This window comes from Giesbergeria sp. (assembly GCF_028686475.1).
GTDB lineage: Bacteria > Pseudomonadota > Gammaproteobacteria > Burkholderiales > Burkholderiaceae_C > Simplicispira.
On sequence record NZ_JAQUCA010000005.1, the window covers coordinates 80,848 to 106,996 of the forward strand.

The following is a 26,149-nucleotide window of genomic DNA, read 5'->3' on the forward strand; positions in this document are numbered from 1 at the left end:
TCTAGCTGTATGCCCTGGAGCCGCTGGCACAACAACATCACCAGCAAGCTGGTGCTGTATTTCTTGCTCACGGGCGTGGTGCCTCTGTTGTTGTTTGGTTTCAGTGCCTTCTGGATAGGGCATGGCTTTGTCAGCGAGCAAGTGTCCATCAACAACCACCGCACCCTGAGCGAAACACGCCAATTTTTGGACCTGTATGCCGAGCAACTAGAAGACTTGGCCGCCAATATTGCTGGCAACGACACCATTGCCCACGCCCTGTACCATGCCAATGCCGCTGGCGATGATGACTACAACCGCCTGCACACCAAGGCACAAATTGGCTACATCCTGAACCATTTTTTAAGCACGCGCGGGCTGGTGTCGCTCAATGTGGTGGCACTCAATGGACGCCATTTTCATGTCGGGGCCACGCTAGACACCCACGACTTACCACCGCCCACCGTGCGCCGCTTACTGCAAGAGGCCCAAGCCTCGGGGCAAAGCACCTATTGGCGCGGCATGGACGATGGGGCCAATTTGGGCATGACTTCCAGCAAGGTTTATACCTTGGTGCGCCCCATCAGCCACTACGACGAAGCGCTCCATCACCATACCGTGGTCGGGCTGCTGCTCATCAGCATCGACAATACGATTTTTCAAAAGCACCAATTACAAGCAGAAGCCCATCCAGACACCCAGCTCTTGGCCGTGGACCGCCAAGGGCGCTTTATGCACCACCCCGACCCAGGGCATGTAGGCCAAGCGCTGGCACCGGGCTTGCTCACTTTGTTGCGCCAAAACCAAAACCAAAACGACGAACATTTGGTGTTAGATGGCCGCCAAGTGATGCTATCTTCCCTGTCGCTGCCGAAGGTGGGCGGCTACTTGGTGCTGATTTCGCCTTGGCACCAGCACTCGGCCAGCGTGATGCAGGTGGCCAGTGTCGCCTTGGGTTTGCTGCTGCTGTGTTTGGTGGTCATGGCCTTGTTGGTGCGCCGTTATACGCGCCAAGTGGTGGCCCCACTGCAAGCGCTGGCGCGCAGTTTTCAGCAACTGACCCAAGCGCCGCAGGCAGTTCATGCGCCACTGCCAGCGCCCACAGCCAACGACGAAATTGCCGATTTGGTGCGTGGTTTTAATGCCTATTTACAGACGGTGCAAGAGCAGCACCAAGCCGCCGCCGCCCTGCGCCGCACCGAGCAAGAGCGGCTAGAACACGCCCAAACCTTGCGTACGGCCATTGATGCCATCGACGAAGCCTTCGTGCTATTTGACCCCCAAGACCGCTTGGTGTTTTGCAACGAAAAATACCGCACCTTGGTGCCCGTGGCAGGCGAACCACTGCAATTGCAAGGCAAAACCTTCGAAGAGTTGCTGCGCTTGCGGATTCAGGCTGGCTGCTATTACGCCGAGCTAAGCCACGCCACCGAGGCCGAACGCGAAGCCTGGATTGAGCAACGCATGAAGGTTCACCGCCACTGCAACCAAGCCCTAGAGCAAAAACTAGAAGATGGGCGCTGGCTACGCATTGTGGACCGCAAAACCCCGGCGGGCTACACCGTGGGCTTTCGGGTGGACATTACCCACCTGAAACAAATGCAGGAAGAGGCCGAGGCCGCCAACCGCGCCAAAAGCGATTTTTTGGCCAACATGGGCCACGAAATCCGCACCCCCATGAACGCCATCATCGGCATGACGGCCTTGGTGCTAGACTCTGAACTCACCCCGCGCCAACGCGACCACCTCAGCAAAGTTTCTGGCTCGGCCAAAACTTTATTGCAATTGCTCAACGATTTGCTCGATTTTTCTAAAATTGAGGCCGGACGGCTAGAACTAGAACAAGCGCCTTTCACGCTGGCCACCGTGTTGCACCGTGTCAACGATATTTTTGCTTACCAGCTAGAGCAAAAAAAACTCGATTGGCAGGTCGAGCTAGACCCCCAACTGCCGCCCCAACTGGTGGGCGACGATTTACGCTTGGGCCAAATTTTGACCAACTTGGTCGGCAATGCCATCAAATTTACCGAACAAGGCCGCATCAGCCTGCATTTGGTGCAGCAAGCACGCAACGCCAACTGCATCACCCTGCAAGGCAGCGTCAGTGACACCGGCATTGGCATGGGGCCAGAACAAATAGCGCGCCTGTTTTCTGCCTTTACCCAAGCCGATAGCTCGATTGCGCGCAAATATGGCGGCACCGGCTTGGGCTTGTCGATTGTGCAACGCTTAGCCCAACTAATGGGCGGGAAAGTTTGGGTAGAAAGCACCTTGGGCCAAGGCAGCACCTTTCACTTTGAGGTGGTGTTGGGCTATTCCAACCAACAGCCCGCCTCCCCTCCAGACATCTCCCCAGAGCCAGCACCACCTCCACTAGCGCTTACTGCGCCAGCGCCCGCTATCAACGAGCAAGTCTGGCCTATGGCGCAATTGCAAGTTCTTTTGCCACAGCTACAACAACTGCTGGCAGGCAACCGATTGGCCGCCAAGCGGGTAGGCGAGCAAATCGAGGCTTTGCTGCAAGACACCCCTGTGGCAGCCACGGCTTTTGTGCCCGTGATGGTAGCGGTGCGGCGCTTGCAGTTCAAAGAAGCCCTAGATGCCCTTGACATCTGGGAACACTGGCTCACCGCGCAGGCCCCAGCCCACCGCGTAAACCAAGAATAAGGAGCACCCGCCTATGCCCCGCCGTATGCCGCAAGTGTTAATCATAGATGACCAACCCGAAAACATCGAAGTGCTGGGTGAAACCTTAGCCCATATCTGCGAGGTAGGTTTTGCCCTGTCTGGCCCCGAAGGTTTAGCCCAAGTAGCCGCGCAATTGCCCGACCTGATTTTGCTGGATGTGATGATGCCAGACATGACTGGCTACGAAGTGCTAGATATTTTGCAAAGTGACCCACGCACGCGCAAAGTGCCGGTTATTTTTGTCACCGCCCGCATTGATTCTGACAGTGAAACCCGAGGCATTGAAGCGGGCGCGGTAGATTTTATTCACAAGCCTATCAACCCACAGGTAGTCAAAGCGCGCGTCTCGGCCCACCTAGAGCGGGCGCAGCAACGGGCCGATTTGGCCGAACTCAACCAGCAACTGCAAGATTCTTTGGCGCAAATCAAGGCAGCGCAAAGCCAATTGTTGGTACTTTCTACCGCGATTGAGCAAAGCCCTTTAACGGTGATGGTGACCGATTTAGAGGGCCATATTCAGTACGTCAACCCGCATTTCACCCACATTACCGGCTACACCTTTACCGAGGCACAAGGGCAAAAGCCCTCGCTGCTCAAATCGGGCCTGACCGACCAAACTGTTTATGCCGACCTGTGGCGGCAAATTAAACAAGGGCGCTCGTGGGTGGGCGAAATTATCAACCGTACCAAAGACGGTGGCACTTATATAGAAGAAACCCATATTGCCCCGGTGGTAGATGCCACCGGCCAGCGCCAGCACTATGTGGCCATTAAACTCGATATTACGGCGCGCAAACACGCCCAAGAAAAGCTAGACCACCTGGCCCACTACGATGTATTGACCAATCTGCCCAACCGTAGTTTGTTTATGGACCGGGTAGAACGTGGTTTAACTCTGGCCAAGCGCCACGATAAACCATTGGCACTGCTGTTTATTGATTTAGACAAATTCAAGCCTATCAACGACACCTGGGGCCATGCGGTGGGCGATTTGGTATTGCAAGAAGTGGCCCAACGAATGCAAAGCTGTGTGCGCGAGTCTGACACCGTCAGCCGTGTGGGCGGCGATGAATTTGTGGTGTTGCTGCTCAACTTGAGCAATGCCGCTGATGCCATGATGGTGGCAGAAAAAATCCGCAGCGCCCTGAATGAACCCATCCAGCTACAAGACAAAACTTTATCCATTTCTTCTTGCATTGGCGTGGCTTTGTATCCAGAACACGGACAAACACAAATGGAGCTATCGCGCCACGCCGATGCCGCCATGTACCAAGCCAAAGAGCGCGGACGCGATAGAGTGGTTTTGTTTGAGCCGTCCATGATTTTGAATTAATCACTGATTAATGCACATCACCTTGTTGCACATCTCTCCATTTTTCTTTACCTTAAAAATACTATCATGCACATCCATCTTTCTGGAAAAACTGCCATTATTACCGGTGCCAGCGCTGGTATTGGTTTAGCGATTGCCCGTGGTCTGGCCCAAGCTGGGGCCAGCGTCACTCTGTGCGCTCGTGATGCCCAACGCCTGAACGCTGCCGTGGCTGCTTTACAGGCCGAAGGCTTGCAAGCGCAAGGGGTGGCCGCAGATTTGGCTAGTGCAGCGGGTTGCCAAGCGCTGATCGCTGCTGTGCCGCAAACTGACATCTTGGTGAACAACTTGGGTATTTACGGCACGCAAGATTTTTTTGCCATTTCTGATGAAAATTGGGAAACTTTCTTCCTAACCAATGTCATGAGTGGCCTGCGCCTGTCGCGCCACTATGCCCAAGGCATGAAGGCACGCGGTTGGGGCCGGATTCAATTTATTTCTAGCGAGTCTGCCGTCAATATCCCCGCCGATATGGTGCATTACGGTGTCAGTAAGTCGGCTTTGCAAGGTTTGTCGCGCGGCTTGGCCAAGGTGTTGGCGGGTACGGGTGTGACGGTGAATACCATTTTGCCCGGCCCCACCCGTACTGCGGGCGTAGAGACTTTCTTTACCAATTTGGCGCGCGAGCAAGGTATTTCGGTGCCCGAGATGGAGCAGCGCTTCTTCCGCGAGAATCGCCCCTCTAGCCTGATTGGCCGTTTTGCCACGCCCGAAGAAGTAGCCAATTTGTGTGTTTATGCGGCTTCTACCCAAGCCAGTGCCACCACCGGGGCGGCTTTGCGCGTCGAGGGTGGGATTGTCGAGAGCATTATCTGACACCGTGGCATAGTGGCGAACAAAACTTGGTTTGCCACCCATGTCCAGCCTCAACCAGCAACGCACGCAAAAATACATCCACGCCCGCCAGCAACACCCTGCATGGTTGCTGCTGGCCTCGCGCCGAGCGCCCTTGATGCTCAGTTGCCTCGATGCGCTGTTTGAACACCAGCGCGATGGCGTGCCGTTTGACCAAGCGGTGCAAGCACTGGCCGAGATGCTGTTGGCGCACGCCAACCAGCCCGAATACGAGATTGACCCCGCCGACGTGCAAGCGCAAGCGCGGCGCGAACTGCGCGATTGGATTCGGCGTGCCTTGGTGACCGAGCGCGAAGGCCGGGTGTTTGAAACCGATGCCCTCAAAACCGCCTTGCGTTTTGTGGCACAACTCGACCAGCGCCTCATGACCTCCACTGCCTCGCGTTTGGCGGTGGTGCAGCGCGAAATCGACAACCTGGCCACGGCGTTAGACCCCAATCCACAAAGCCGGGCTGAACAGCTCCAGCGGCGCATCCAAGACTTGCAACAGCAGTTGGAGCAGGTGCAGGCCGGCCATGTGCCCTTGCTCAGCGATGAGCTGACTGTTGAGGGTATCCGCGAGGTGTACGCCTTGGCCACCAGCTTGCGCGCAGATTTTCGGCGCGTAGAAGACTCTTGGCGCGAGGCCGACCGCACTTTGCGCCAAGCCATTTTGAGTGCCGAACACCACCGGGGCGCGGTGATGGACCAATTGCTCGATGGCCACGCCCAGCTGCTCAACACCCAAGAAGGCCGGGTGTTTGAAAATTTTCAGCAGCAACTTGACAACCAGCAAGAACTGGCGCAAATGCGTGCGCGTATCCGTGGCATTTTGGCGCACCCAGCCGCAGCCCAAGCCTTAGACGACTTGCAGCGCAGCGAGCTGCAACTGCTGGTAGCCCAGCTGATTAAAGAAGCCAAAGTGGTGCAGGCCGTGCGCGCGCGCAGCGAGCGCGAAGTGGGCCAGTTCATGAAAACCGGCCAAGCCGCCGAGAACCAGCGCGTCGGCCAGCTGCTCAATGCCATCTTGCAACAGGCTTTGCAGATAGATTGGCAACGCCAAGCGGTGCGCCGCCAGCCTGCACCCTTGCCCCCGGTGGGCATTGCCTTGGGGGGCCTGCCCTTGATTGAGCGTTTACGCATCAAATCATTGGACGGCAGCACGCAAAGCCAAGCACTGCTACTGACCAGCCACTATGCCGACTTGAGCCAAGTGGAAGATGAATTTTGGCAAGCCTTCGGTGGCCTAGACCGCCAAGCCCTGCTAGAGCAAACCTTGGCCGTGCTAGAGCAAAACGGCCAGCCCATGACCTTGGCCGCCTTGGCCCAAGCCTTGCCGCCGGGCGAACACGATTTAGAAACCCTGACCTTCTGGCTATCAATAGCACGCGAAGCAGGGACACAACCCGAAGCCACTGACACAGAACACATCACCACCGAAGACCGCAGCAACGATGCAGCAGCACCCGGCAATCATCACCCACACTGGCGCTTTACCGTGCCGCGCGTGGCCTTGGATGCAGCCTCGGTGCGCGCTGTGGGCCATGCGTTTTAGGCTTGCGCTTATATTGACGACACTTATGCCACGTAAAAACGCTACGCCTGACATTTTTGACCAGTGGGCCGGTGCCGCACCCGCCCCAGCGCCGCAACAACCCGATGCCGCCGATGCCGCACAGGCTGCACCATCCACAGAGCCAACACCCGCCAACACCGAACTGGCCCATGCCACGCCGCTGGCCCTGCGCCGCGCGGTGCAAGAGCTGCTCAAAAATGGCCTGCTAGAGCAAAGCGCCAAGCCGCAGTTGTTCCGACAGATTGCCAACGATACCGCACGCATCAACGCCCAGTTAGAGCCATTCGATTTGCAAGTGCGCGTCGATGATGTGCGCGGCTTGGCCTTTGTGCTGGTTGCGCCCGATTATTACGGTGAGGCCGAAGACGAAGACGAATGGACACACCCCTTGGTGCGCCGCCAACGCCTCACGCTAGAGCAATCGCTGCTGCTGGCTATTTTGCGGCGCGAATTTTTACAACGCGAACAAGAAAGCGGCTTGGGCGTGCCAGTGCAGTTGGCGGTAGATGGCTTGTTGCCACAACTGGAGATTTATTTAGGCGCTACTGGCAGCGATATGCAAGAGCGCAAACGCCTAGGGACGCTGCTCGAAAGCCTGCGCGGGCATGGCGTGGTCTCTGAAGTAGATGCCCAAGAAAGCATCACCATCCGACCCATGATTGTGCATCTGGCCAATCCACAAAATCTACAAGCCTTGCTCCAACACCTGCAAGCCTTGGCCCAAGGGGACACGGCAGCAGCATCACCCCAAAGTAGTGCCCCATGACAGCATCCCCCACCAGCCCCAGCGCCAACGCCAGCACACCCCAGCACGGCTACCATGTGCAAGAACTGCACCTGTACAACTGGGGTGCTTTTGCAGGTCGCCACCAAGCCCGTTTAGACAACGGCAACACCGCCATCATAGGCCCCACCGGCAGCGGCAAAACCACGCTGATGGATGCGCTCATGACGCTGCTGTGCCAAAACCCACGTTACAACTTGGCCTCTACCGGCGGCCACGAAAGCGACCGCGATTTGGTCTCGTATGTGCGCGGTGCTACCGGCCCCGGCCATGCTGGCCCCGACAGTGAGCATTTGGCACGCTCTGGGCGCTGTGTCACGGCGATTGCAGCGCGGCTGGTGCGTGGTGGTAATGATGATAACCACACTAAGCACAGCACGGCAGCCAGCCCTAGCGTGTTGCTGGGGGGACTGTTTTGGTTTGACGGCAGCAGCTCCTCGGCCAGTGATTTACAAAAACGCTGGTTCTTTGCCCAAGGTGCTGGCCACGATATGGACATCTGGCTAGAAGAGCACCACAGCGGTGGTGCGCGTGCTTTGGGGCGGCTAGAAAAAAACACCGACAGGCTGCAAATTTTCAACAGCAAATCAGCCTATTTAGCACGCTTACAGCGCTTTTTTGAAGTCGGGCCCAATGCCTTCACCCTGCTCAATCGCGCAGCAGGATTGAAACAGCTCAACAGCATTGACGAGATTTTCCGTGAATTGGTGCTGGATGATGAATCGGCCTTTGACGATGCGCTGCAAGTGGTGAGCAGTTTTGACGAGCTGGCCAGCATCCATGCTGAGCTAGAGTTGGCCAATCGGCAGTATCTGGCACTGCTGCCCCTGCGTGAGCTGGCAGAAAAAGAGCGGCAACAGCAGCGCCAACTTCAAGAGCTGCACACCCTACAAACCGCACTGCCCGCTTGGTTTGCACACCAAGGGCAACAACTGTGGCAACAGCGCAGCGCCCAGCTAGATGCCCAACTCAAGCCCCTGCAAGCACAGCTCACTGAAGCCCAAAGTGCTTTGGGCCAGGCCCGCGCCGAAGAACAACTCCACCTAGAAGCCTACCTGCGTACCGGCGGCAGCGACATCCAATCGCTACAAGACAGCATTGCCGCCTTAGGCCAAGTGCTAAGCCAACGCCAAAAAATGCTGGCCGATTACCAAAAATTAGCCCGCAACTTGGCCTTGGCATGGCCTGCCGATGGCCTGTGCAATGCGGCGCTGCTCAGCACACACCAAAGCCAAGCCGTCAGTGCGCTACAACAACTCAACGCACAGCAAGAGGCGCAAAAAGCCGCCACCGAAGAGGCCGTAACGCAAGAGCGCAACGCCCACGCCCAGCTAGAGCGCCTCAAAGCCGAGCGCCAAACGGTGCAACAGCGTCCCGGCTCCAATGTGCCGCCCGAGTTTCAACAGTTTCGCGCTGCACTGGCCGAGCAATTGCAACTCTCGCCCGAGGCACTGCCCTTTGTGGCCGAACTGGTCGAAGTACGCAAAGACCAAGCCGCTTGGCGCGGAGCCATCGAGCGGGCCTTGGGCAGCCAGCGTTTGCGTATTTTGGTGCCCGCATCCGCCATGCGCGCCGCCTTAGCGTGGGTGAACCAGCGCCAGCACCGTTTGCATGTGCGTTTGCTAGAGGTGCAAGAGCAGCCGGTAGTCACTTTTTGGCCGGATGGCTTTTGCCAAAAGCTCAACCTCAAGCCGCAGCCCTACCAAAATGCCCTGCGTAAATTGTTGTCCGAGCTAGACCGCCATTGTGTCGCCAGCGCCGAAGCCTTGCACCAGACCCCGCACGCCATGACTGCACAAGGGCTGATGTCGGGCAAAGCTTTGCACTTTGACAAACAAGACCAAAAACGCCTAGACCAAGACTGGATGACCGGTTTTGACAACACCGACCTGCTCACACAACTGGCGCAGCACATCACACAGGCACAAGAACATTGGCAAACGCTGGTGCAACAAAAACAGGCCGCCCTCCAAGCCGCCGACAGCGCCGACAACCAACGCCGTCTGTGGCACAGCCTGCAAACCCTGCGCTTTGACGAACTCGACGTGGCCAGCATTCAAACCCAGCGGCAGCAGCAACAACAGCGCTTAGAAGCCCTGCTTGCGCCCCAATCAGACACCGCACAGGCGCAAAAACGCTGGGAGGCAGCCACAGCGCACCGAGAGCAGGTCGATGCGCTAGTGCGCCAATCCCTGCAACAACAAAGCACGCTGCAAAAAGACCAAGCCCAAGCCACGAAAAAACAGGCCGACTACCAAACCCGACTGGCCTCACTGTCCGCACCAAGCACCTTGCCCGACCTGCCAACACAGGCACAGCGCTTATCGCTGACCCTGCCGGTGTTGGATTGCGAGCAGCTGGACCGCCAAGAACTCCAAGTGCGCGAAGCGTTGGGCATTAAATTAGAAAAACAAACCAAACAGCACAACCAGCTACAAAACGACATCACGCGCCAAATGGGCAAAGCGCAAAAAGAAGACCGGGGGGCCTTGGTCGAGCAAACCGAAGATTTAATCGCTCTGCCCCACTACCTAGAGCGCCTGCGCGTGCTAGAGCAAGAAGCCCTGCCCGACAAACGCCAGCGCTTTCAGGATTACCTCAATACCGCCTCGGAACAAGGCGTAAGCACCTTACTCAATGGCATTGAAGCCCAAGTGGCAGAGATTACCGAGCGCCTGGATGCGCTCAATCAAACCCTACAACGGGTAGATTTTCAGCCGGGGCGTTACTTGCAGCTGGCCCCGCAAACCGTGGTACACCAAAGCCTGCAAACCCTGAACCAAGCGATGGCACAATTGCGCGTCGAGCGCTTGCGTGACGACAACGGACACAGCCACTATGTGGCACTGCGCGCGATGGTCGAATTGCTGCGCGAACACGCCAACAACCGGCGCACCAAGGCTGCCCAAGCGCTACTCGATGCGCGCTACCGTTTGCAATTTGCGGTACATGTTTTAGACCGGGCCAGCGGCCAAGTGCTAGAGCGGCGCACTGGCTCGCAAGGCGGCAGCGGCGGCGAGAAAGAAATCATTGCCAGCTATGTACTGACCGCCTCGCTCAGCTACGCGCTGTGCCCACCGGGGCGCCAGCATCCCCTGTTTGCCAGCATCGTGCTGGATGAAGCCTTCTCTAAAAGCTCGCAGGCGGTGGCAGCGCGCATCATTCAGGCACTGCACGAGTTTGGCCTGCACGCCCTGTTTGTCACGCCCAACAAAGAACTACGCCTACTGCGCGACCATACGCGCTCTGCCGTGGTGGTGCATCGGCGCGGCGCACAGGCCAGCTTAACCTGCCTCAGTTGGCAAGAATTAGAAGCCCACGCACGCCAACGCCAAGCCGACCCAGCAGGTGAGGTGCCGCCTGCATGAAATCCCCCCAGCAACTGGCCGTGCAGTTGGCGCGCCAATGGCAAAGCAGCCACTGGCGCGCGCAGCACCTGTTGCCCGGCACGGGCGCTTGGCCTTTGCGTTTGGCGATTGGTGTCCCAGATGCCCAAACCTTTCGCCACGCGGGCAGCGCATTGCGTGAACACCTGCAACAATGGCAAGCCCTGCACCCAACCGGCCCCGGCAGCGTGCAATGGGAGGCGCGTAGCTACCGTGGCGCACTCACAGCACTGGAGGTGCCCACACACTGGGTATTGTCGCGGCCATCGGAGTACCTTGCAGCCATCTGCCAATTTGCCGCGCCCCAGCATACCGAGATTGCCGCCGATTACCATGCTCTGGCCCAGGTGTTGCCACAAGTGGACGAGCAATTTCATGGCCTGCTGCTGCGACGGCTCACGCTGTGGCGGCATTTGCCCATCGAGCAAGTGATGATGGCCACCCGCATGGCCTTGCAACTAGAACCGGGCTGTGCTGGCGGCAAACCGCTGCGCCTGCTGGCGCTGGCGGGCAACGACAGCAAATTTTTTGAGCGCCACCACAGCCTGCTCAAAGCCTTGTTGGACGTGCGCTTTGCTGGCGAAGTCAGTCAGCAAGGGCTGAACGCTTTTTTGGGGGCCAGCCCCGAGGGGGAACATTGGGTCTTGGTGGCCCCCCTCAATGAGGGCTTACTGCCATTTCGCCGCCAGCGCGTCACCACCACCGAGCTACAAACGACCGCCTTGCCCTGCCAGCGCATCTTATTGGTAGAAAATGAACGCAGTTTGCACCAGTTGCCCATGCCCGTGCCGGGCACCATCGCCATCTTGGGCAGTGGCCTCAACTTGAGTTGGCTGGCGGCACCGTGGCTGCAACAACGCCAAGTCGCTTATTGGGGCGATTTGGACACTTGGGGATTGGCCATGTTGGGCATCGCCCGCCAACAATTGCCGCAATTACAGCCCCTGCTGATGGATGCAGCCTGCTTTGAGGCCCATGCCCATTTGGCGGTACCAGAACCCGTCCATGCCACCGATTTGGCCCCCAACGCCCTACCGGCAGCACAAGCCCAGTTGCTGCACCATCTGCGTAGCCTCAAAAAGGGGCGACTAGAGCAAGAATTTTTGCCCGCCCCTGTCGTGGCTGCCGCGATAGAACAATGGTGCCAAGAACCGTTCTTAGGCCAAGGCAACGCCTTTTTTCCAGCAAAATAGCACCCTTGCCCACACTACCGGCATTTTTATAGGACACAATCCATGAGCATCAAAAGCGACCGATGGATACGCCGCATGGCAGCCGAGTACGGCATGATTTCCCCCTTTGAACCCGGCCAAGTACGCCAAGTCGATGGCCAAAAAGTCATCAGCTACGGCACCAGCAGCTACGGTTACGACATCCGCTGCGCGCCAGAATTTAAGGTATTTACCAACATCCACAGCACCGTGGTGGACCCCAAAAACTTCGACGAAAAAAGTTTTGTCGATTTTTATGGCGATTCTTGCATCATCCCGCCCAACAGTTTTGCCTTGGCGCGCACGATGGAATACTTCCGCATTCCGCGCAATGTACTCACGGTGTGCTTGGGTAAAAGCACTTATGCCCGTTGCGGCATCATCGTCAACGTGACGCCCTTCGAGCCGGAATGGGAAGGCTACGTGACGCTGGAATTTAGCAACACCACGCCCTTACCTGCCAAAATTTACGCTGGCGAAGGTTGCGCCCAAGTGCTGTTTTTTGAAAGCGACAAAGACGACGTGTGCGAAATCAGCTACAAAGACCGGGGCGGTAAATACCAAGGCCAGCATGGCGTGACGCTGCCGCGCGCCTAATCCTGCCCCTAGCCACCACCGGAGAAACTGCATGAAATGGGAAGGCAACCGCCAGTCAGACAATGTCGAAGACCGCCGTGGTACTGACTCCGGCGGCGGTAGCCAGCCAGTGCTGGGTGGGCGCAAAATTGGCCTAGGCACTATCGTGATTGCCCTGCTGGCAAGCTGGTTGCTGGGCATCAACCCACTCACGGTGCTGGGCGTACTCAGTGGTGGCGGCCACCCACCAGCACAGGTACAACCACACGCACCCACGGCACACCGCCCACCCGCCGACGACCGCATGGCCCAATTTGTCTCTACCGTGCTGGCCGACACCGAAGATGTCTGGAAAGACCAGTTTCGCCAAGGTAGCGGTGCGGCTTATCAAGAGCCAACGCTGGTGCTGTTTCGTGGCGCTACCGGCACCGCTTGCGGCACCGGTCAAGCAGCAATGGGGCCGTTTTATTGCCCGGCAGACCAAAAAGTCTATATTGACTTGGGTTTTTACGAAACCCTCAAGCGCGATTTGGGCGCACCCGGCGAGTTCGCCCAAGCCTACGTTATAGCCCACGAAGTCGGCCACCACGTGCAACACTTGTTGGGCATCAGCGACCAAGTGGACCGCCAACGCGGGCGCGTCAGTCAAGTGCAATACAACCAACTTTCGGTGCGCCTAGAGTTGCAAGCCGACTGCTTTGCTGGCGTTTGGGCGCACCATGCCCACGCCTCAAGGCAAATTTTGGAGCAAGGCGACATCGAAGCCGCCATGAACGCCGCTGCCAAAATTGGCGACGATGCGCTGCAACAACGCAGCCAAGGCCGGGTGGTGCCTGACAGCTTTACCCACGGCAGCAGCGCCCAACGTGTGCGCTGGTTTGAGCTGGGCCTAAAAAAGGGGAATGTGCAAGCTTGCGACACTTTTTCAGCGCGTAGCCTCTAAGCTATACCGTTTTGGCGGCGCTGGTGCGACAATTGCACACCAATGACAAGTTCCTTCTCTAATTTATCGCTGGCCGAGCCGCTGGCGCGTGCCGTGGCCGAAATGGGCTACGAGTCCATGACCCCCATTCAGGCCCAAGCCATCCCGGTGGTACTCACGGGGCAAGACGTGATGGGGGCCGCCCAAACCGGCACTGGCAAAACCGCCGCGTTCTCGTTGCCACTGCTGCAACGCCTAATGCAGCACGAAAACGCCTCCACCTCGCCAGCCCGCCACCCGGTGCGCGCCTTGGTGCTGCTACCCACGCGCGAGCTGGCCGACCAAGTCGCCCAGCAAATCGCCCTGTACGCCAAATACACCAAACTGCGTAGCGCCGTGGTGTTTGGTGGCATGGACATGAAACCCCAAACGCTGGAGCTGAAAAAAGGCGTAGAAGTGCTGGTAGCCACACCGGGCCGCCTGCTCGACCATATCGAGGCCAAAAATACCGTCCTCAACCAAGTAGAGTATGTGGTGCTGGACGAGGCCGACCGCATGTTAGACATCGGCTTTTTGCCCGATTTGCAACGCATCCTCAGCTACCTGCCCAAACAGCGCACTACCTTGTTGTTTAGTGCCACCTTCTCGCCCGAAATCAAGCGCTTGGGCAATAGCTACTTGCAAAACCCCGTCACCATCGAAGTGGCCCGCTCCAACGCTACCGCCTCCACGGTAGAGCAGCGCTTTTATAGCGCCACCGACGAGGACAAGCGCCGCGTCATCCACCAAGTGCTAAAAAACCGGGGTATCAAGCAGGCGTTTATTTTCGTCAATAGCAAATTGGGCTGTGGCCGTTTGGCACGCAGCCTAGAGCGCGAGGGCCTCAAAACCACCGCCCTGCACGGTGATAAAAGCCAAGACGAACGCCTCAAGGCCCTAGAAGCCTTCAAACAGGGCGAGGTAGATTTACTGGTCTGTACCGATGTGGCCGCGCGCGGTCTGGACATCAAAGACGTGCCCGCTGTGTTCAACTTTGATGTGCCCTTCAACGCCGAAGACTACGTACACCGCATTGGCCGCACGGGCCGTGCAGGCGCTTCGGGCTTGGCCGTCACCTTGGTATCGGGCAGTGATGCCCGCTTGGTGGCCGACATTGAAAAACTGCTCAACACCAAGCTCAAGGTAGAGACTCTGCCGCTAGACGAAGTAGCCTCCGAGCGCAGCCGTTACAGCGAAGCCCGCCCCGAAGGTCGCTACGAGCGCTATGAACGTCCCGAACGCTTTGACCGTGCAGCAGCCCGTCCGATGCAGCGCGGCGGTTTTCGGCCCGCCATGCCCTCGCGCGACCCATTTTTTGACAAGCCCTACGAGGCCCCAGCCACTGCTGCCGTGCCCTCTTGGGACTCGGTCAGCCCCAACCCGGCGGCGCGTGGCGGCCTCTTGGGCAATATCAAACCCCGGCGCAAACTGGCGGCTTTGTTCAAGCCCAGCGAGCCAAGGGCAGCACCGGCAGCCGCAACAGCGGCCACCACCCAGCCCGAAATAAGCGCCTAAAGCGCCCTTCAGCCCGGCTTTTGCGCCTGTGGGCAGCGCACTTGCAGCAGTTCGCGCTCGGCCAAGCTATTGCCAAAGCGCACTGCACTCAGGCAACCCCCCCAGACGCAGCCGGTATCCAGCGCCAGCACGTCGGGCCGGTTGAGCCAGCCCAGCGTGGACCAGTGGCCAAACGCCACCAACTGGCCCGCACTGCGCCGCCCCGGCACCTCAAACCACGGCAGCAGGCCCGGCGGCGTGGCGGTGGCGCTTTCGGTGCTGGCAAAGTCCATCACCCCGACGGCAGAACAGAAGCGCAGGCGCGTCAGGGCATTGACGACGATACGCCATCGGTCCATGCCTTGCAGTTGGTAGCTCCAGTGGTCTGGGGCGTTGCCGTACATCTGGCGCAAAAACAGCGGCAAATCACGGCTAGACAATACCATTTGCACCTCTTGGGCCAAGGCCAAGGTTTGCGCCACATCCCACTGGGGCAACACCCCAGCATGGACCATCAGCATAGACTGGCCACCATGCTCTAGCGTGCGCGCCAGCGGTTGCTGGCGCAACCAATCAAGCAACACCATGCGGTCAGGAGCTTGCAGCACCGGGGCCAAGGTGTCGCGCACTGATGGCTTGCGCGCTCCGTGGGCCACGGCCAACAGGTGCAGGTCGTGGTTGCCGAGCAGGCTGAGGATGGCCCCATCAGCGGCCCAGCAACGGCGCAGCACCTGCACCGAAGCTGGCCCCCGGTTGACCAAATCACCCAGCAGATAAACCGTATCTCGACTCGGAGAGAAATCTATCTGCTCTAACAAGCGTTGCAGTGCTTCATCACAGCCCTGCACATCGCCAATACAGTAAATGGCCATGACGTTGCACTGCGCTTAGACGTTGATGGCGCTTTGCGAGCCAGCTTGTTGGCGCAGGGCAAATTTTTGAATTTTGCCGGTACTGGTTTTGGGCACTTCGCCAAAAATCACATGGCGTGGCACCTTAAAACCGGCCAAATGCAGCTTGCAGTGCGCCACAATGTCTTCAACCGTGGTTTGTGCGCCCAGTTTCAGCTCAATAAAGGCGCAGGGGGTTTCGCCCCATTTGGGGTCAGGCTTGGCGACTACCGCAGCGGCCAGCACATCGGGGTGGCGATAGAGTACGTCTTCTACTTCGATCGATGAGATGTTCTCGCCGCCCGAGATGATGATGTCTTTGCTGCGGTCTTTGATTTTGATGTAGCCATCGGGGTATTGCACCGCCAAATCGCCGCTGTGGAACCAGCCGCCCGCAAAGGCTTCTTCGGTGGCTTTGGGGTTTTTCAGGTAGCCTTTCATGGCGATGTTGCCCCGGAACATGATTTCGCCCATCGTCTCGCCATCGTGTGGCACGGGCTGCATGGTTTCTGGATTGAGCACCATTGCAGCGCGTTGCAGGTGGTAGCGCACCCCTTGGCGGGCATTGAGGCGCGCGCGTTCACCAATATCGAGGGCGTTCCAATCGTCGTGTTTGGCGCAGACGGTAGCCGGGCCGTACACCTCGGTCAGGCCATAGACATGGGTCAGGTCAAAGCCCATTTTCTCCATGCCTTCAATCATAGATGCGGGGGGTGCAGCACCGGCCACCATCGTTTTGACTCCGGCAGGGATGCCTTCTTTCATGGCGGCAGGGGCATTCACCAGCAGGCTCTGCACAATCGGGGCACCGCAATAGTGCGTCACACCGTGGTTGCGAATCGCATCAAAAATCGACTGGGCATCGACACGGCGCAGGCAGACGTTCACGCCAGCACGGGCTGCCACCGTCCAAGGGAAGCACCAGCCATTGCAGTGGAACATGGGCAGCGTCCACAGATAAACGGCGTGTTTGGGCATATCCCATTCCAGCACATTGGAGATAGCGTTTAACGCCGCGCCCCGGTGGTGATACACCACGCCTTTGGGGTTGCCGGTGGTGCCGCTGGTGTAGTTCAGGGCAATGGCATCCCATTCATCGCTGGGCAGTTCCCAAGCAAACTGGGCATCGCCACTGGCCACAAATTCTTCGTAGGTGGTGCTGCCTAAGCGTTGCGCTGCTGGGCCATACAGGGCATCTTCCACGTCAATCAGCAACAGCGGCGTTTGGCTTTGGCGCAAGGGCAGTGCTTTGGCCACCACGGTAGAAAATTCGGGGTCCACAATCAGCGCTTTGGCCTCGCCGTGGTCCAGCATAAAGGCGATGGCTTCGGGGTCAAGGCGGGTGTTCAGGGTATTGAGCACCGCCCCGGCCATCGGAATACCAAAGTGGGCTTCTACCATCGGGGGGGTGTTGGGCAGCATCACGGCCACGGTGTCATTTTTACCAATGCCTGCACGCTGCAAAGCACTGGCCAATTGGCGGCAGCGGCTATAAGTTTGGCCCCAAGTTTGACGCAACTCGCCATGCACAATCGCCAGCCGCTCCGAGTACACCTCGGCGGTGCGCTCGATAAAGCCCAAGGGCGACAGCGGGGCAAAGTTGGCAGGGTTGCGTGGCAGGTCTTGCTCGTAGATGGATGTCATAAAAAAAATCGTTCAGACAAAAAACGCCTGGCAGCGCCACGGCGACGGAGAGTAAACCAGTTTACGCCCAATAGCTGGCCACACGGAAGCAGCAAGCACTGGGCCTATCGGGGGACAATAGCGACCATGAGCACTGATTTCTTGATTCCTTCCGATGATTCTCTGGCAACCACACCCGTGGCCGACCCCGAAAGCCTAGGCGGTTACGCCCAACGCGCCTATCTGGAATATGCTTTAAGCGTAGTCAAAGGCCGGGCCTTGCCCGATGTGTGCGATGGCCTCAAGCCGGTGCAGCGGCGTATTTTGTACGCGATGGACCGCATGGGCCTGAGCTACTCTGGCCCCAACGGCAATATTGCCCCCAAGCCCGTCAAAAGCGCACGGGTGGTGGGCGATGTGCTGGGGCGTTTTCACCCGCATGGCGACCAATCGGCCTACGATGCCTTGGTCCGCATGGCGCAAAATTTTGCCCAACGCTATCCGCTGATTGACGGCCAAGGCAATTTTGGCAGCCGCGATGGCGATGGTGCCGCCGCGATGCGCTACACCGAAGCGCGCTTGTCCAAAATTAGCCGTTTGCTGTTGGATGAAATGGACGAAGGCACCGCCGATTTCATCCCGAATTACGATGGCTCTACCGTCGAGCCAAGCCAGTTGCCCGCACGGCTCCCGTTCTCTTTGCTGAATGGGGCCAGTGGCATTGCCGTGGGTTTGGCGACCGAAATTCCGAGCCACAACCTGCGCGAAGTAGCCGATGCTTGTGTGGCGCTGGTGAAAAACCCACAACTCTCGGCAGAAGAATTGCAAGCACTGATTCCCGGCCCCGATTACCCCGGCGGCGGCCAAATCATCAGCAGCGCCAGTGATATTGCCGAAGCCTACCGCACCGGGCGCGGCAGCCTGAAAGTGCGGGCGCGCTGGAAAATTGAAGACTTGGCACGCGGCCAGTGGCAATTGGTAGTCACAGAGTTGCCACCCGGTGTCAGCACGCAAAAGGTGCTGGAAGAAATTGAAGAACTGACCAACCCCAAGGTCAAAACCGGTAAAAAAGCCCTGAGCCAAGAACAAACCCAGCTCAAGGCCAGCCTGTTGGCGGTGCTGGATGTGGTGCGCGATGAATCGAGCAAAGAAGCGGCCGTGCGCTTGGTGTTTGAGCCAAAAACTGGCAAAACACCGCAAGCAGAACTCATCACGGCTTTGTTAGCCCACACCAGCTTAGAGACTTCCGCCCCCATCAACCTGACGATGGTCGGCTTGGATGGCAAACCAGTGCAAAAGTCCTTGCGCTGCATGTTGGAAGAGTGGATACGCTTTCGCCAAACCACCATCAACCGCCGCAGTCGGCATCGACTGAACAAGGTACTGGACCGCATCCATATTTTGGAAGGGCGGCATGTGGTGCTGCTGCACATCGACGAGGTGATAGGCATCATCCGCACATCGGACGAACCCAAACCCGCCCTGATAGCCCGCTTTGCCCTGAGCGAGCGCCAAGCGGACGATATCTTGGAAATCCGCCTGCGCCAATTGGCCCGGCTGGAAGCCCTGAAAATTGAGCAAGAGTTGCAAGAACTGCGCGACAGCCAAGGCAAGCTGGAAGATATTTTGGGTAACCCGGCCAGCTTGCGCCGCCTGATGGTGCGCGAGATTGAGCAAGATGCCAAACAATTTGCCGACGAGCGCCGCACCCTGATCCAAGCCGAGAAAAAAGCCGTGGTCGAGGTCAAAGTGGTCGATGAACCCGTCACGGTGGTGGTGTCAGAAAAAGGCTGGGTACGCACACGCAACGGGCACGGCCACGAAGTGGGCAGTTTGGCCTTTAAGGCCGGTGATGCCCTGCTGGCGACCTTTGAATGCCGCACGGTGGATACGCTGGTGCTGTTCGGTAACAATGGCCGGGTCTATTCAGTGCCTGTGGCCCAACTGCCGGGCGGGCGCCGCGATGGCCAACCAGTCACCACGCTGATTGAGTTAGAAGCCGGAACCCAGATTGCCCATTACTTTGCTGGCCCCGCCTCCACACAACTGCTATTGAGCAGCAGTGGCGGCTATGGCTTTTTAGCCCAAATAGACAACTTGGTGGCACGCAACAAGGGCGGCAAAGCCTTTATCACCTTGGCCGACCAGGAGACCGTATGCCCACCTGCACTGGTGGCAGAAGCCACCCATGTGGCTTGTGTGTCCGCCAACGGGCGCTTGCTCACCTTTGAACTGTCCGAACTCAAAACCCTAGAACGCGGTGGGCGTGGCCTGATGCTGCTGGCCTTAGAAGCCCCCGACCGTTTGGTAGGTGCTGCCGCTTACAGCCGCAGCGTGCGTATCATGGGCGTAGGCCGGGGCAGCAAGCCGCGTGAAGAGCTACTGGAATGGCGCAGCCTGCACAATGCCCAAGCCCCACGCGGACGCAAAGGCAAAGAAGTCAATTTTGGCTTCAAGCCAGCCAGCGTTTTGCGCCACCAATAAGCCATGCCAATCGCTACGCAAGGAGACAACATGGGCAAAACAGCAAAAATTGCACACCAATTGTGGTTCACGGTAGGCGCAATCGTCGTCTTGCTGCTGCTGGCGATGGGCTTGATAGGCCGGCATGTCATCGCACAACAGGCCCAGGACGATGCGATGACCACCGAACTAGGCAGCCGCTTGGACACCGCCACACGCTGGATGGGCCTGACCGAAACCAACGCAGTACGCACCCAAGCCATCATCACCAGCAGTGACCCGGTGGTGGAGGAAACTTTCAAGCAAAGCATTGCCGCCACTTCGGCGCAAATTTCGGAATTGCAAAAATCCCTCGAAGCCATGTCTTTGCGCCCGATAGACCGCGAACACATGGCCAAAGTGGCAACAGCGCGCAAAACCATGTTGGACTTGCGCGCCAAGGCACGCCAGCTCAAGGCGGAGGGCCAGCACGAGCCAGCAGTGGCGTTGATTAGCCAGTCTTACAACCCGGCCACAGCGGCTTATCTGCAAACCCTGAAAGAGTTTGTCCAATTGCAGCGTGATGCCCTGCAAAGCTGGCAACGCGAACAATCGCAAACACGTTTGCACACCATCCAACTGGTCGGGGTGGCGCTGCTGTTCATTGTGGCCGCGATGGTGTTGGGCGCATGGAAACTCATCGGCCACATGCAGCAATCTTTGGCCCAAGCCGTGGCCTTGGCCGAGCGCATTGCCCAAGGCAATTTAACCGCCTCGGTGCAGGTAGCGCGTCAGGATGAGTTTGGTGCTTTGTTGCGCTCCTTGCAAGCGATGGGGCAATCTTTGGCCCAAGTGGTGCAACAGGTGCGCGACAGCGCCAGCAATATTGCCACCGCCAGCGCCGAAATTGCCACTGGCAACCAAGATTTGTCGATGCGAACAGAACAAACCTCCAGCGATTTGCAAAAAACCGCTGCCTCGATGGAGCAATTTGCAGGCACAGTGAACCACAGCGCCAGCAGCGCCCAAGAGGCCAGCCGTCTGGCAGCGGGTGCCTCGGACGTAGCCCAACGCGGCGGCGAGATGGTGGCCCATGTGGTTTCGACGATGGAAGAAATCAACCACAGCAGCCGCAAAATTTCCGACATCATCGGCGTAATTGATGGCATCGCTTTCCAAACCAACATTTTGGCGCTCAATGCAGCGGTAGAAGCCGCGCGTGCCGGTGAACAAGGCCGGGGCTTTGCCGTGGTGGCCTCGGAAGTGCGTAGTCTGGCCGGGCGCAGCGCCCAAGCAGCCAAAGAAATCAAAATCCTGATTGAGGCTTCGGTCAACCGGGTGGAAGCTGGCTCACGCTTGGTGCAAGAAACCGGCAGCACCATGCAAGATATTGTGCAAGCGGTGCAGCGTGTGAATGACATGATTGGCCAAATCAGCGCCGCCGCCACCCAAGCCAATGCCGGTATTGGCCAAGTCAACCATGCCGTGGGCAGCCTGGACCAAATGACGCAACAAAATGCGGCCTTGGTCGAACAAAGCGCCGCTGCCGCCCAAAGCCTGCGCGAACAGGCCGACCAGCTGGCGCGGATTTTGTCGGTGTTTCACACCGACGGGCCGCAGCGCGCACAGCGCCCGCGTTTGTCGGCCTGAATCCGCTGGGCGCTGGCGGTCAATTTAGGCCAATTCGGCAATCAGCTCAATTTCGACACAAGCGCCCAGCGGAATTTGCGCCACGCCAAAAGCGCTGCGCGCATGGATGCCCTTGGCACCAAACACTTGGCCCAACAGCTCCGAGCAGCCATTGGTGACCAAATGCTGCTCGGTAAAATCAGCGGTAGAGTTGACCAAGCTCATCACTTTGACGATGCGTGCAATGCGGTTCAAATCACCCGTGGCCGCGTGCAGCGTGCCCAGCAAATCAATGGCTACGGCACGGGCGGCCAGTTTGCCCTCGGCGGTGTCCACATTGCGCCCCAATTGGCCGGTCCAGACTTGGCCATCTTTGCGCGCGATATGGCCGCTCAAAAACAACAGGTTGCCGCTTTGCACAAACGGCACATAGGCAGCGGCAGGCGTGGCCACTGGGGGCAGGGTGATGTTCAGGGCTTGCAGTTGGTCGTAAACGCTCATGGAATGTTCCTCATCAAAAATTTAACGTTTGTGCTGATTTTGCCGTTGTTGCTCTGCGGCTTCCACCCACAGTTGGCGCAGTTGCTGCAACAGAGGCCACAGGCCGCCCGAGGCGGTGGGCGAAATAGCCACAGGGGTTGGAGTGACAGTCTTTTTAGAAGTGGTAGCCGTTTTTTTGCGCGCGCTAGTTGGAGCGGCGGCTGTTGCCGGGACGGGCACAGGCGGCTGTGCATTCAAGCGCTCTACATAGCGCACAAAATCCCCATCGGGTGGTGTGTCCCAATCGTTTTTGTAAGGATCGAGCGCCATGTATCACCTCCAACAACAGCTAAAAACCATCTAGGAATGCACGGGCAGGCGTTGGGCTATCTCCGCCACCAACTGCTGCGCCAGCACCCGTTTGGAGGCGTGGGGCAGTTCGCGGTGGCCGTTGGCATCAACCAGCAATAGTGCATTGTCATCGCGGCCAAAGGTAGCTGGGCCGATATTGCCCACCAACAGAGGCACCTGTTTGCGTAGCCGTTTGGCCGTGGCATGTTGCAGCAGGTCGTGGCTTTCCGCCGCAAAACCCACGCAAAACAAAGCGCCAGCTTGCGCGCGCACCGACTGCGCTACCGTGGCCAGAATATCTGGATTTTCCACAAATGCCAGCGTGGGCACGGCCCCAGAACCATCTTTTTTGATTTTTTCCTCGGCGGACTGGGCTGGTCGCCAATCGGCCACCGCTGCCGTGGCCACAAATACCTCAGCCAGCTCGACATGGGCCTGCACCGTCTCCAACATTTGCTGTGCCGATTGCACATCGATGCGCCGTACCCCTCGGGGTGTGGGCAAATGCACTGGCCCGGCCACCAAAGTCACTTCCGCCCCAGCCTCACGCGCAGCGCGGGCAATGGCAAAGCCCATTTTGCCGCTAGAGTGGTTGGTAATGCCGCGCACCGGGTCAATCGCTTCAAAGGTGGGGCCAGCGGTAATCAGCACCTTGCGCCCAGTCAAGCATTTGGGGCTGAAGAAGGCAATCACTTCTTCTAGCAGCTCGGCAGGCTCTAACATGCGGCCCTCGCCGGTTTCGCCACAGGCTTGGTCGCCGTGGCCTACACCCAACACCAGCGCGCCGTCTTGGGCCACTTGGGCCAAGTTGCGTTGTGTGGCCGGGTGCGCCCACATTTCGCGGTTCATGGCCGGGGCCAAGAGCAGCGGCACGCGCTCGATGGGGCGCGCCAAACACAGCAAACTGAGCAGCTCATCGGCCCGACCTTGCACCAGTCGGGCGATAAAGTCGGCGCTACACGGTGCAATCAAAATCGCATCGGCCTCGCGGCTTAGGTTGATATGCGGCATGTTGTTGGCCTCACGCGCATCCCATTGCGAGCCATACACCGGCCGATTGGACAGCGCCTGCATCGTCACCGGGGTGATAAATTGCGTGGCGGCCTCCGTCATGACCACCTGTACGGTGGCCCCCGCTTTGATGAACAGGCGACACAATTCCGCCGATTTGTAACAGGCTACGCCCCCACTGAGGCCCAGCACGATATGTTTGCCAGCAAGCTCTTTCATAGGGCTGCAATTTAACAGACACCACAGCGCAAAACAGGACACCTATAATCCCGCTTTCCCACCCCCTATTCATGACATGACCAAATTTGTCTTCGTCACCGGCGGTGTGGTGTCTTCCCTGGGCAAGGGAATCGCCTCAGCCTCCCTTGCCGCGATTCTCGAATCGCGGGGCCTCAAAGTCACCCTCATCAAGCTCGACCCCTACATCAACGTCGACCCGGGCACCATGTCGCCATTCCAGCATGGCGAAGTTTTTGTGACCGACGACGGTGCCGAAACCGACCTCGACTTGGGCCACTATGAGCGTTTCATCGAAACGCGCATGAAAAAGTCCAACAACTTTACCACCGGCAAAATTTACCAGTCGGTGCTAGAAAAAGAACGCCGGGGTGATTACCTCGGCAAAACCGTGCAGGTGATTCCGCATGTCACCAACGAAATCCAAGAGTACATCCAGCGCGGTGCGGGCATCGGCACCCCCGATGCCGTGGATGTGGCGATTTGCGAAATCGGCGGCACGGTGGGCGATATTGAATCACTGCCGTTCTTAGAGGCGGTGCGCCAATTGAGCCTGAAGCTAGGCCCGAACAACGCCGCCTTTGTGCATCTGACCTACCTGCCTTGGATTGCCACCGCCGGTGAGCTTAAAACCAAGCCCACCCAGCACACGGTACAAGAACTACGCAAAATCGGTATCCAGCCCGATGCACTCTTGTGCCGCGCCGAGCGCAAAGTGCCCGCCGAAGAGCGCGAAAAAATCTCGCTGTTTACCAACGTGCCCGAGTGGGGCGTGATTAGCATGTGGGATGTGGACACCATCTACAAAGTGCCGCGCATGTTGCACGAGCAAGGCTTGGATGGCCTGATTTGCGACCGCCTGCGCCTGCACACCCCGCCCACCAGCCTCAAGCGCTGGGATGCCTTGGTGCATGAAACCGAGAACCCGCAGGGCGAAGTGCGTATTGCGATGGTAGGCAAGTATGTAGATTTGTCCGACAGCTACAAGTCGGTCAATGAAGCACTGCGCCACGCCGGTATGCAAAGCCATGTGCGCGTCAAAATTGACCACATTGATTCTGAGACCATTACCCCCGAAGGCGTAGCCAGCTTGGGCCAATACGATGCGATTTTGGTGCCCGGTGGTTTTGGTCAACGGGGCGTAGAGGGCAAAATTTGCACCGCGCAATATGCGCGTGAGCATCAAGTACCCTATCTGGGCATCTGTTTGGGGATGCAAGTAGCCACCATCGAATACGCACGCCATGTAGCGGGCTTAGCTGGGGCCAACAGCACCGAGTTTGACCCACAAACCAAACACCCAGTGATTGCCCTCATCACCGAATGGAAAGATGCCGACGGCAGCATCCAAAAGCGCAATGCCAGCTCCGATTTGGGTGGCACCATGCGTTTGGGCGCACAAAGCTCGGATGTCGCCCCCGGCACCTTGGCCCATAGCATTTATGGCGATGTCGTCACGGAGCGCCACCGGCACCGCTACGAGGCCAACGTCAATTATCTGGACAAATTACGCAAAGCCGGTTTGGTGATTTCTGCCCTGACGCAACGCGAACACCTGACCGAAATTGTCGAGCTACCGCAAAGCGTACACCCGTGGTATGTGGGCGTGCAGTTCCACCCCGAGTTCAAATCGACCCCATGGGCCGGCCATCCGCTGTTCAATGCCTTTATCAAGGCGGCGATTGCACACCAGCAAGCGCGCCAAGCAGCCAGCGCCGCTCCCGCACCCACCCCAGAGGCCAGTGTATGAAGCTGTGCGGTTTTGACATTGGCCTGAACCAGCGTTTTTTCCTGATTGCTGGCCCCTGCGTGATTGAATCGGAACAATTGCAAATGGATGTGGCCGGGCAATTGAAAGAAATCACGGCCAGCTTGGGCATTCCGTTCATCTTCAAAAGCAGCTTTGACAAGGCGAATCGCTCTTCAGGCACCAGTTTCCGTGGCCCCGGTATGGAAAAGGGACTAGAGATTCTGGCCAAAATCAAGCGCGAATTGCAAGTGTCAGTGCTGACCGATGTACACAGCGAGGCCGAAGTGGCCCCCGTGGCCGCGGTGGTCGATGTGCTGCAAACCCCAGCCTTTTTGTGCCGCCAAACCGACTTTATCCGCGCGGTGGCGCAGTCGGGTCGGCCGGTGAATATCAAAAAAGGCCAGTTTTTAGCACCGCATGACATGAAAAACGTCATCGACAAGGCCCGCGCTGCTGCACGCGAAGTGGGCCTGCCCGAAGACAACTTTATGGCCTGTGAGCGTGGGGCCAGCTTTGGCTACAACAATTTGGTCTCGGATATGCGCAGCTTGGCCATTTTGCGCGAAACCGGCGCGCCGGTGGTGTTCGATGCCACGCACAGCGTACAACTGCCGGGCGGCCAAGGCACCAGCAGCGGCGGCCAGCGCGAAATGGTGCCGGTGTTGGCCCGCGCTGCCGTAGCCGTAGGCGTGGCGGGCTTGTTCATGGAAACCCACCCCAACCCAGCCCAAGCCCTGAGCGATGGCCCCAATGCCGTGCCGCTCCAACACCTGCAGGCGCTGCTAGAGACGCTGGTAGCCCTCGATAGCGTGACCAAAAAACACGGTTTTTTGGAAGACCGCTTCAACGCCTGAAACCTCCTCCTCTCCCTGTTT

Annotated in this window: 19 protein-coding genes; 14 read left to right on the plus strand and 5 right to left on the minus strand. The window is 58.3% G+C overall.

Features of this window, described 5'->3' with window-relative positions:
* The first annotated feature begins 9 nt into the window (after window positions 1-9).
* The 10 genes from PHX60_RS04880 to PHX60_RS04925 all read left to right on the plus strand — a co-directional run bounded on the left by PHX60_RS04880 (window position 10) and on the right by PHX60_RS04925 (window position 14,882).
* A complete protein-coding gene (locus PHX60_RS04880; RefSeq protein ID WP_300075402.1) occupies window positions 10-2,646 on the plus strand; it encodes an ATP-binding protein in 2,637 nt (878 codons plus the stop codon).
* A gap of 13 nt (window positions 2,647-2,659) precedes the next feature.
* Window positions 2,660-4,000, plus strand: a complete 1,341-nt coding sequence (locus PHX60_RS04885; protein WP_300075404.1) for a diguanylate cyclase — start codon at window positions 2,660-2,662, stop codon at window positions 3,998-4,000.
* A gap of 66 nt (window positions 4,001-4,066) precedes the next feature.
* On the plus strand, window positions 4,067-4,855 hold the full coding sequence (locus PHX60_RS04890; protein WP_300075406.1) for an SDR family oxidoreductase: 789 nt from the start codon (window positions 4,067-4,069) through the stop codon (window positions 4,853-4,855).
* A 40-nt stretch (window positions 4,856-4,895) separates the two neighbouring features.
* Window positions 4,896-6,428 (plus strand): DUF3375 domain-containing protein, encoded by a 1,533-nt coding sequence (locus PHX60_RS04895; protein ID WP_300075408.1) that lies wholly within the window; start codon window positions 4,896-4,898, stop codon window positions 6,426-6,428.
* Between the two features lie 25 nt (window positions 6,429-6,453).
* Window positions 6,454-7,215 (plus strand): DUF4194 domain-containing protein, encoded by a 762-nt coding sequence (locus PHX60_RS04900; RefSeq protein WP_300075410.1) that lies wholly within the window; start codon window positions 6,454-6,456, stop codon window positions 7,213-7,215.
* Complete coding sequence (locus tag PHX60_RS04905; RefSeq protein WP_300075412.1) at window positions 7,212-10,601, plus strand: ATP-binding protein; 3,390 nt, start codon at window positions 7,212-7,214, stop codon at window positions 10,599-10,601. Before PHX60_RS04900 ends, PHX60_RS04905 begins: the two co-directional genes overlap by 4 nt.
* Window positions 10,598-11,812 (plus strand): Wadjet anti-phage system protein JetD domain-containing protein, encoded by a 1,215-nt coding sequence (locus PHX60_RS04910; protein ID WP_300075414.1) that lies wholly within the window; start codon window positions 10,598-10,600, stop codon window positions 11,810-11,812. Before PHX60_RS04905 ends, PHX60_RS04910 begins: the two co-directional genes overlap by 4 nt.
* Before the next feature lie 42 nt (window positions 11,813-11,854).
* The gene (gene dcd, locus PHX60_RS04915) at window positions 11,855-12,427 is read left to right on the plus strand and encodes a dCTP deaminase (protein ID WP_300075416.1); all 573 of its coding nucleotides are present in this window, start codon (window positions 11,855-11,857) and stop codon (window positions 12,425-12,427) included.
* A 31-nt stretch (window positions 12,428-12,458) separates the two neighbouring features.
* Entirely contained in the window at window positions 12,459-13,349 is an 891-nt protein-coding gene (locus tag PHX60_RS04920) for a neutral zinc metallopeptidase (protein WP_300075418.1), read from the plus strand.
* A gap of 42 nt (window positions 13,350-13,391) precedes the next feature.
* On the plus strand, window positions 13,392-14,882 hold the full coding sequence (locus tag PHX60_RS04925) for a DEAD/DEAH box helicase (protein WP_300075419.1): 1,491 nt from the start codon (window positions 13,392-13,394) through the stop codon (window positions 14,880-14,882).
* An 8-nt stretch (window positions 14,883-14,890) separates the two neighbouring features.
* Here the strand turns inward: PHX60_RS04925 and PHX60_RS04930 are convergent, their stop codons facing one another.
* The gene (locus PHX60_RS04930) at window positions 14,891-15,733 is read right to left on the minus strand and encodes a symmetrical bis(5'-nucleosyl)-tetraphosphatase (protein WP_300075421.1); all 843 of its coding nucleotides are present in this window, start codon (window positions 15,731-15,733) and stop codon (window positions 14,891-14,893) included.
* Window positions 15,734-15,748: 15 nt separating this feature from the next.
* Window positions 15,749-17,395, minus strand: coding sequence for an acyl-CoA synthetase (locus PHX60_RS04935; protein ID WP_300075422.1), 1,647 nt, complete (start codon window positions 17,393-17,395; stop codon window positions 15,749-15,751).
* 126 nt (window positions 17,396-17,521) lie between these two features.
* On the opposite strand from PHX60_RS04935, the gene parC reads away from it, so the two are divergent.
* The gene (gene parC, locus PHX60_RS04940; RefSeq protein ID WP_300075424.1) at window positions 17,522-19,858 is read left to right on the plus strand and encodes a DNA topoisomerase IV subunit A; all 2,337 of its coding nucleotides are present in this window, start codon (window positions 17,522-17,524) and stop codon (window positions 19,856-19,858) included.
* Window positions 19,859-19,861: 3 nt separating this feature from the next.
* Window positions 19,862-21,466, plus strand: coding sequence for a methyl-accepting chemotaxis protein (locus tag PHX60_RS04945; RefSeq protein WP_300075425.1), 1,605 nt, complete (start codon window positions 19,862-19,864; stop codon window positions 21,464-21,466).
* Between the two features lie 24 nt (window positions 21,467-21,490).
* On the opposite strand, the gene PHX60_RS04950 is transcribed toward PHX60_RS04945, so the two are convergent.
* From PHX60_RS04950 to coaBC, 3 genes are read right to left on the minus strand one after another with little or no spacing between them, the layout of a single operon-like run.
* A complete protein-coding gene (locus PHX60_RS04950; protein ID WP_300075427.1) occupies window positions 21,491-21,946 on the minus strand; it encodes a RidA family protein in 456 nt (151 codons plus the stop codon).
* A gap of 21 nt (window positions 21,947-21,967) precedes the next feature.
* A complete protein-coding gene (locus tag PHX60_RS04955; protein ID WP_300075429.1) occupies window positions 21,968-22,255 on the minus strand; it encodes a hypothetical protein in 288 nt (95 codons plus the stop codon).
* Window positions 22,256-22,285: 30 nt separating this feature from the next.
* A complete protein-coding gene (gene coaBC / locus PHX60_RS04960; protein ID WP_300075431.1) occupies window positions 22,286-23,506 on the minus strand; it encodes a bifunctional phosphopantothenoylcysteine decarboxylase/phosphopantothenate--cysteine ligase CoaBC in 1,221 nt (406 codons plus the stop codon).
* Window positions 23,507-23,582: 76 nt separating this feature from the next.
* Between coaBC and PHX60_RS04965 the strand changes: the two genes are divergently transcribed.
* Entirely contained in the window at window positions 23,583-25,274 is a 1,692-nt protein-coding gene (locus tag PHX60_RS04965; protein WP_300075432.1) for a CTP synthase, read from the plus strand.
* Window positions 25,271-26,128, plus strand: coding sequence for a 3-deoxy-8-phosphooctulonate synthase (kdsA, locus tag PHX60_RS04970; RefSeq protein WP_300075433.1), 858 nt, complete (start codon window positions 25,271-25,273; stop codon window positions 26,126-26,128). Before PHX60_RS04965 ends, kdsA begins: the two co-directional genes overlap by 4 nt.
* Window positions 26,129-26,149: the final 21 nt, after the last annotated feature.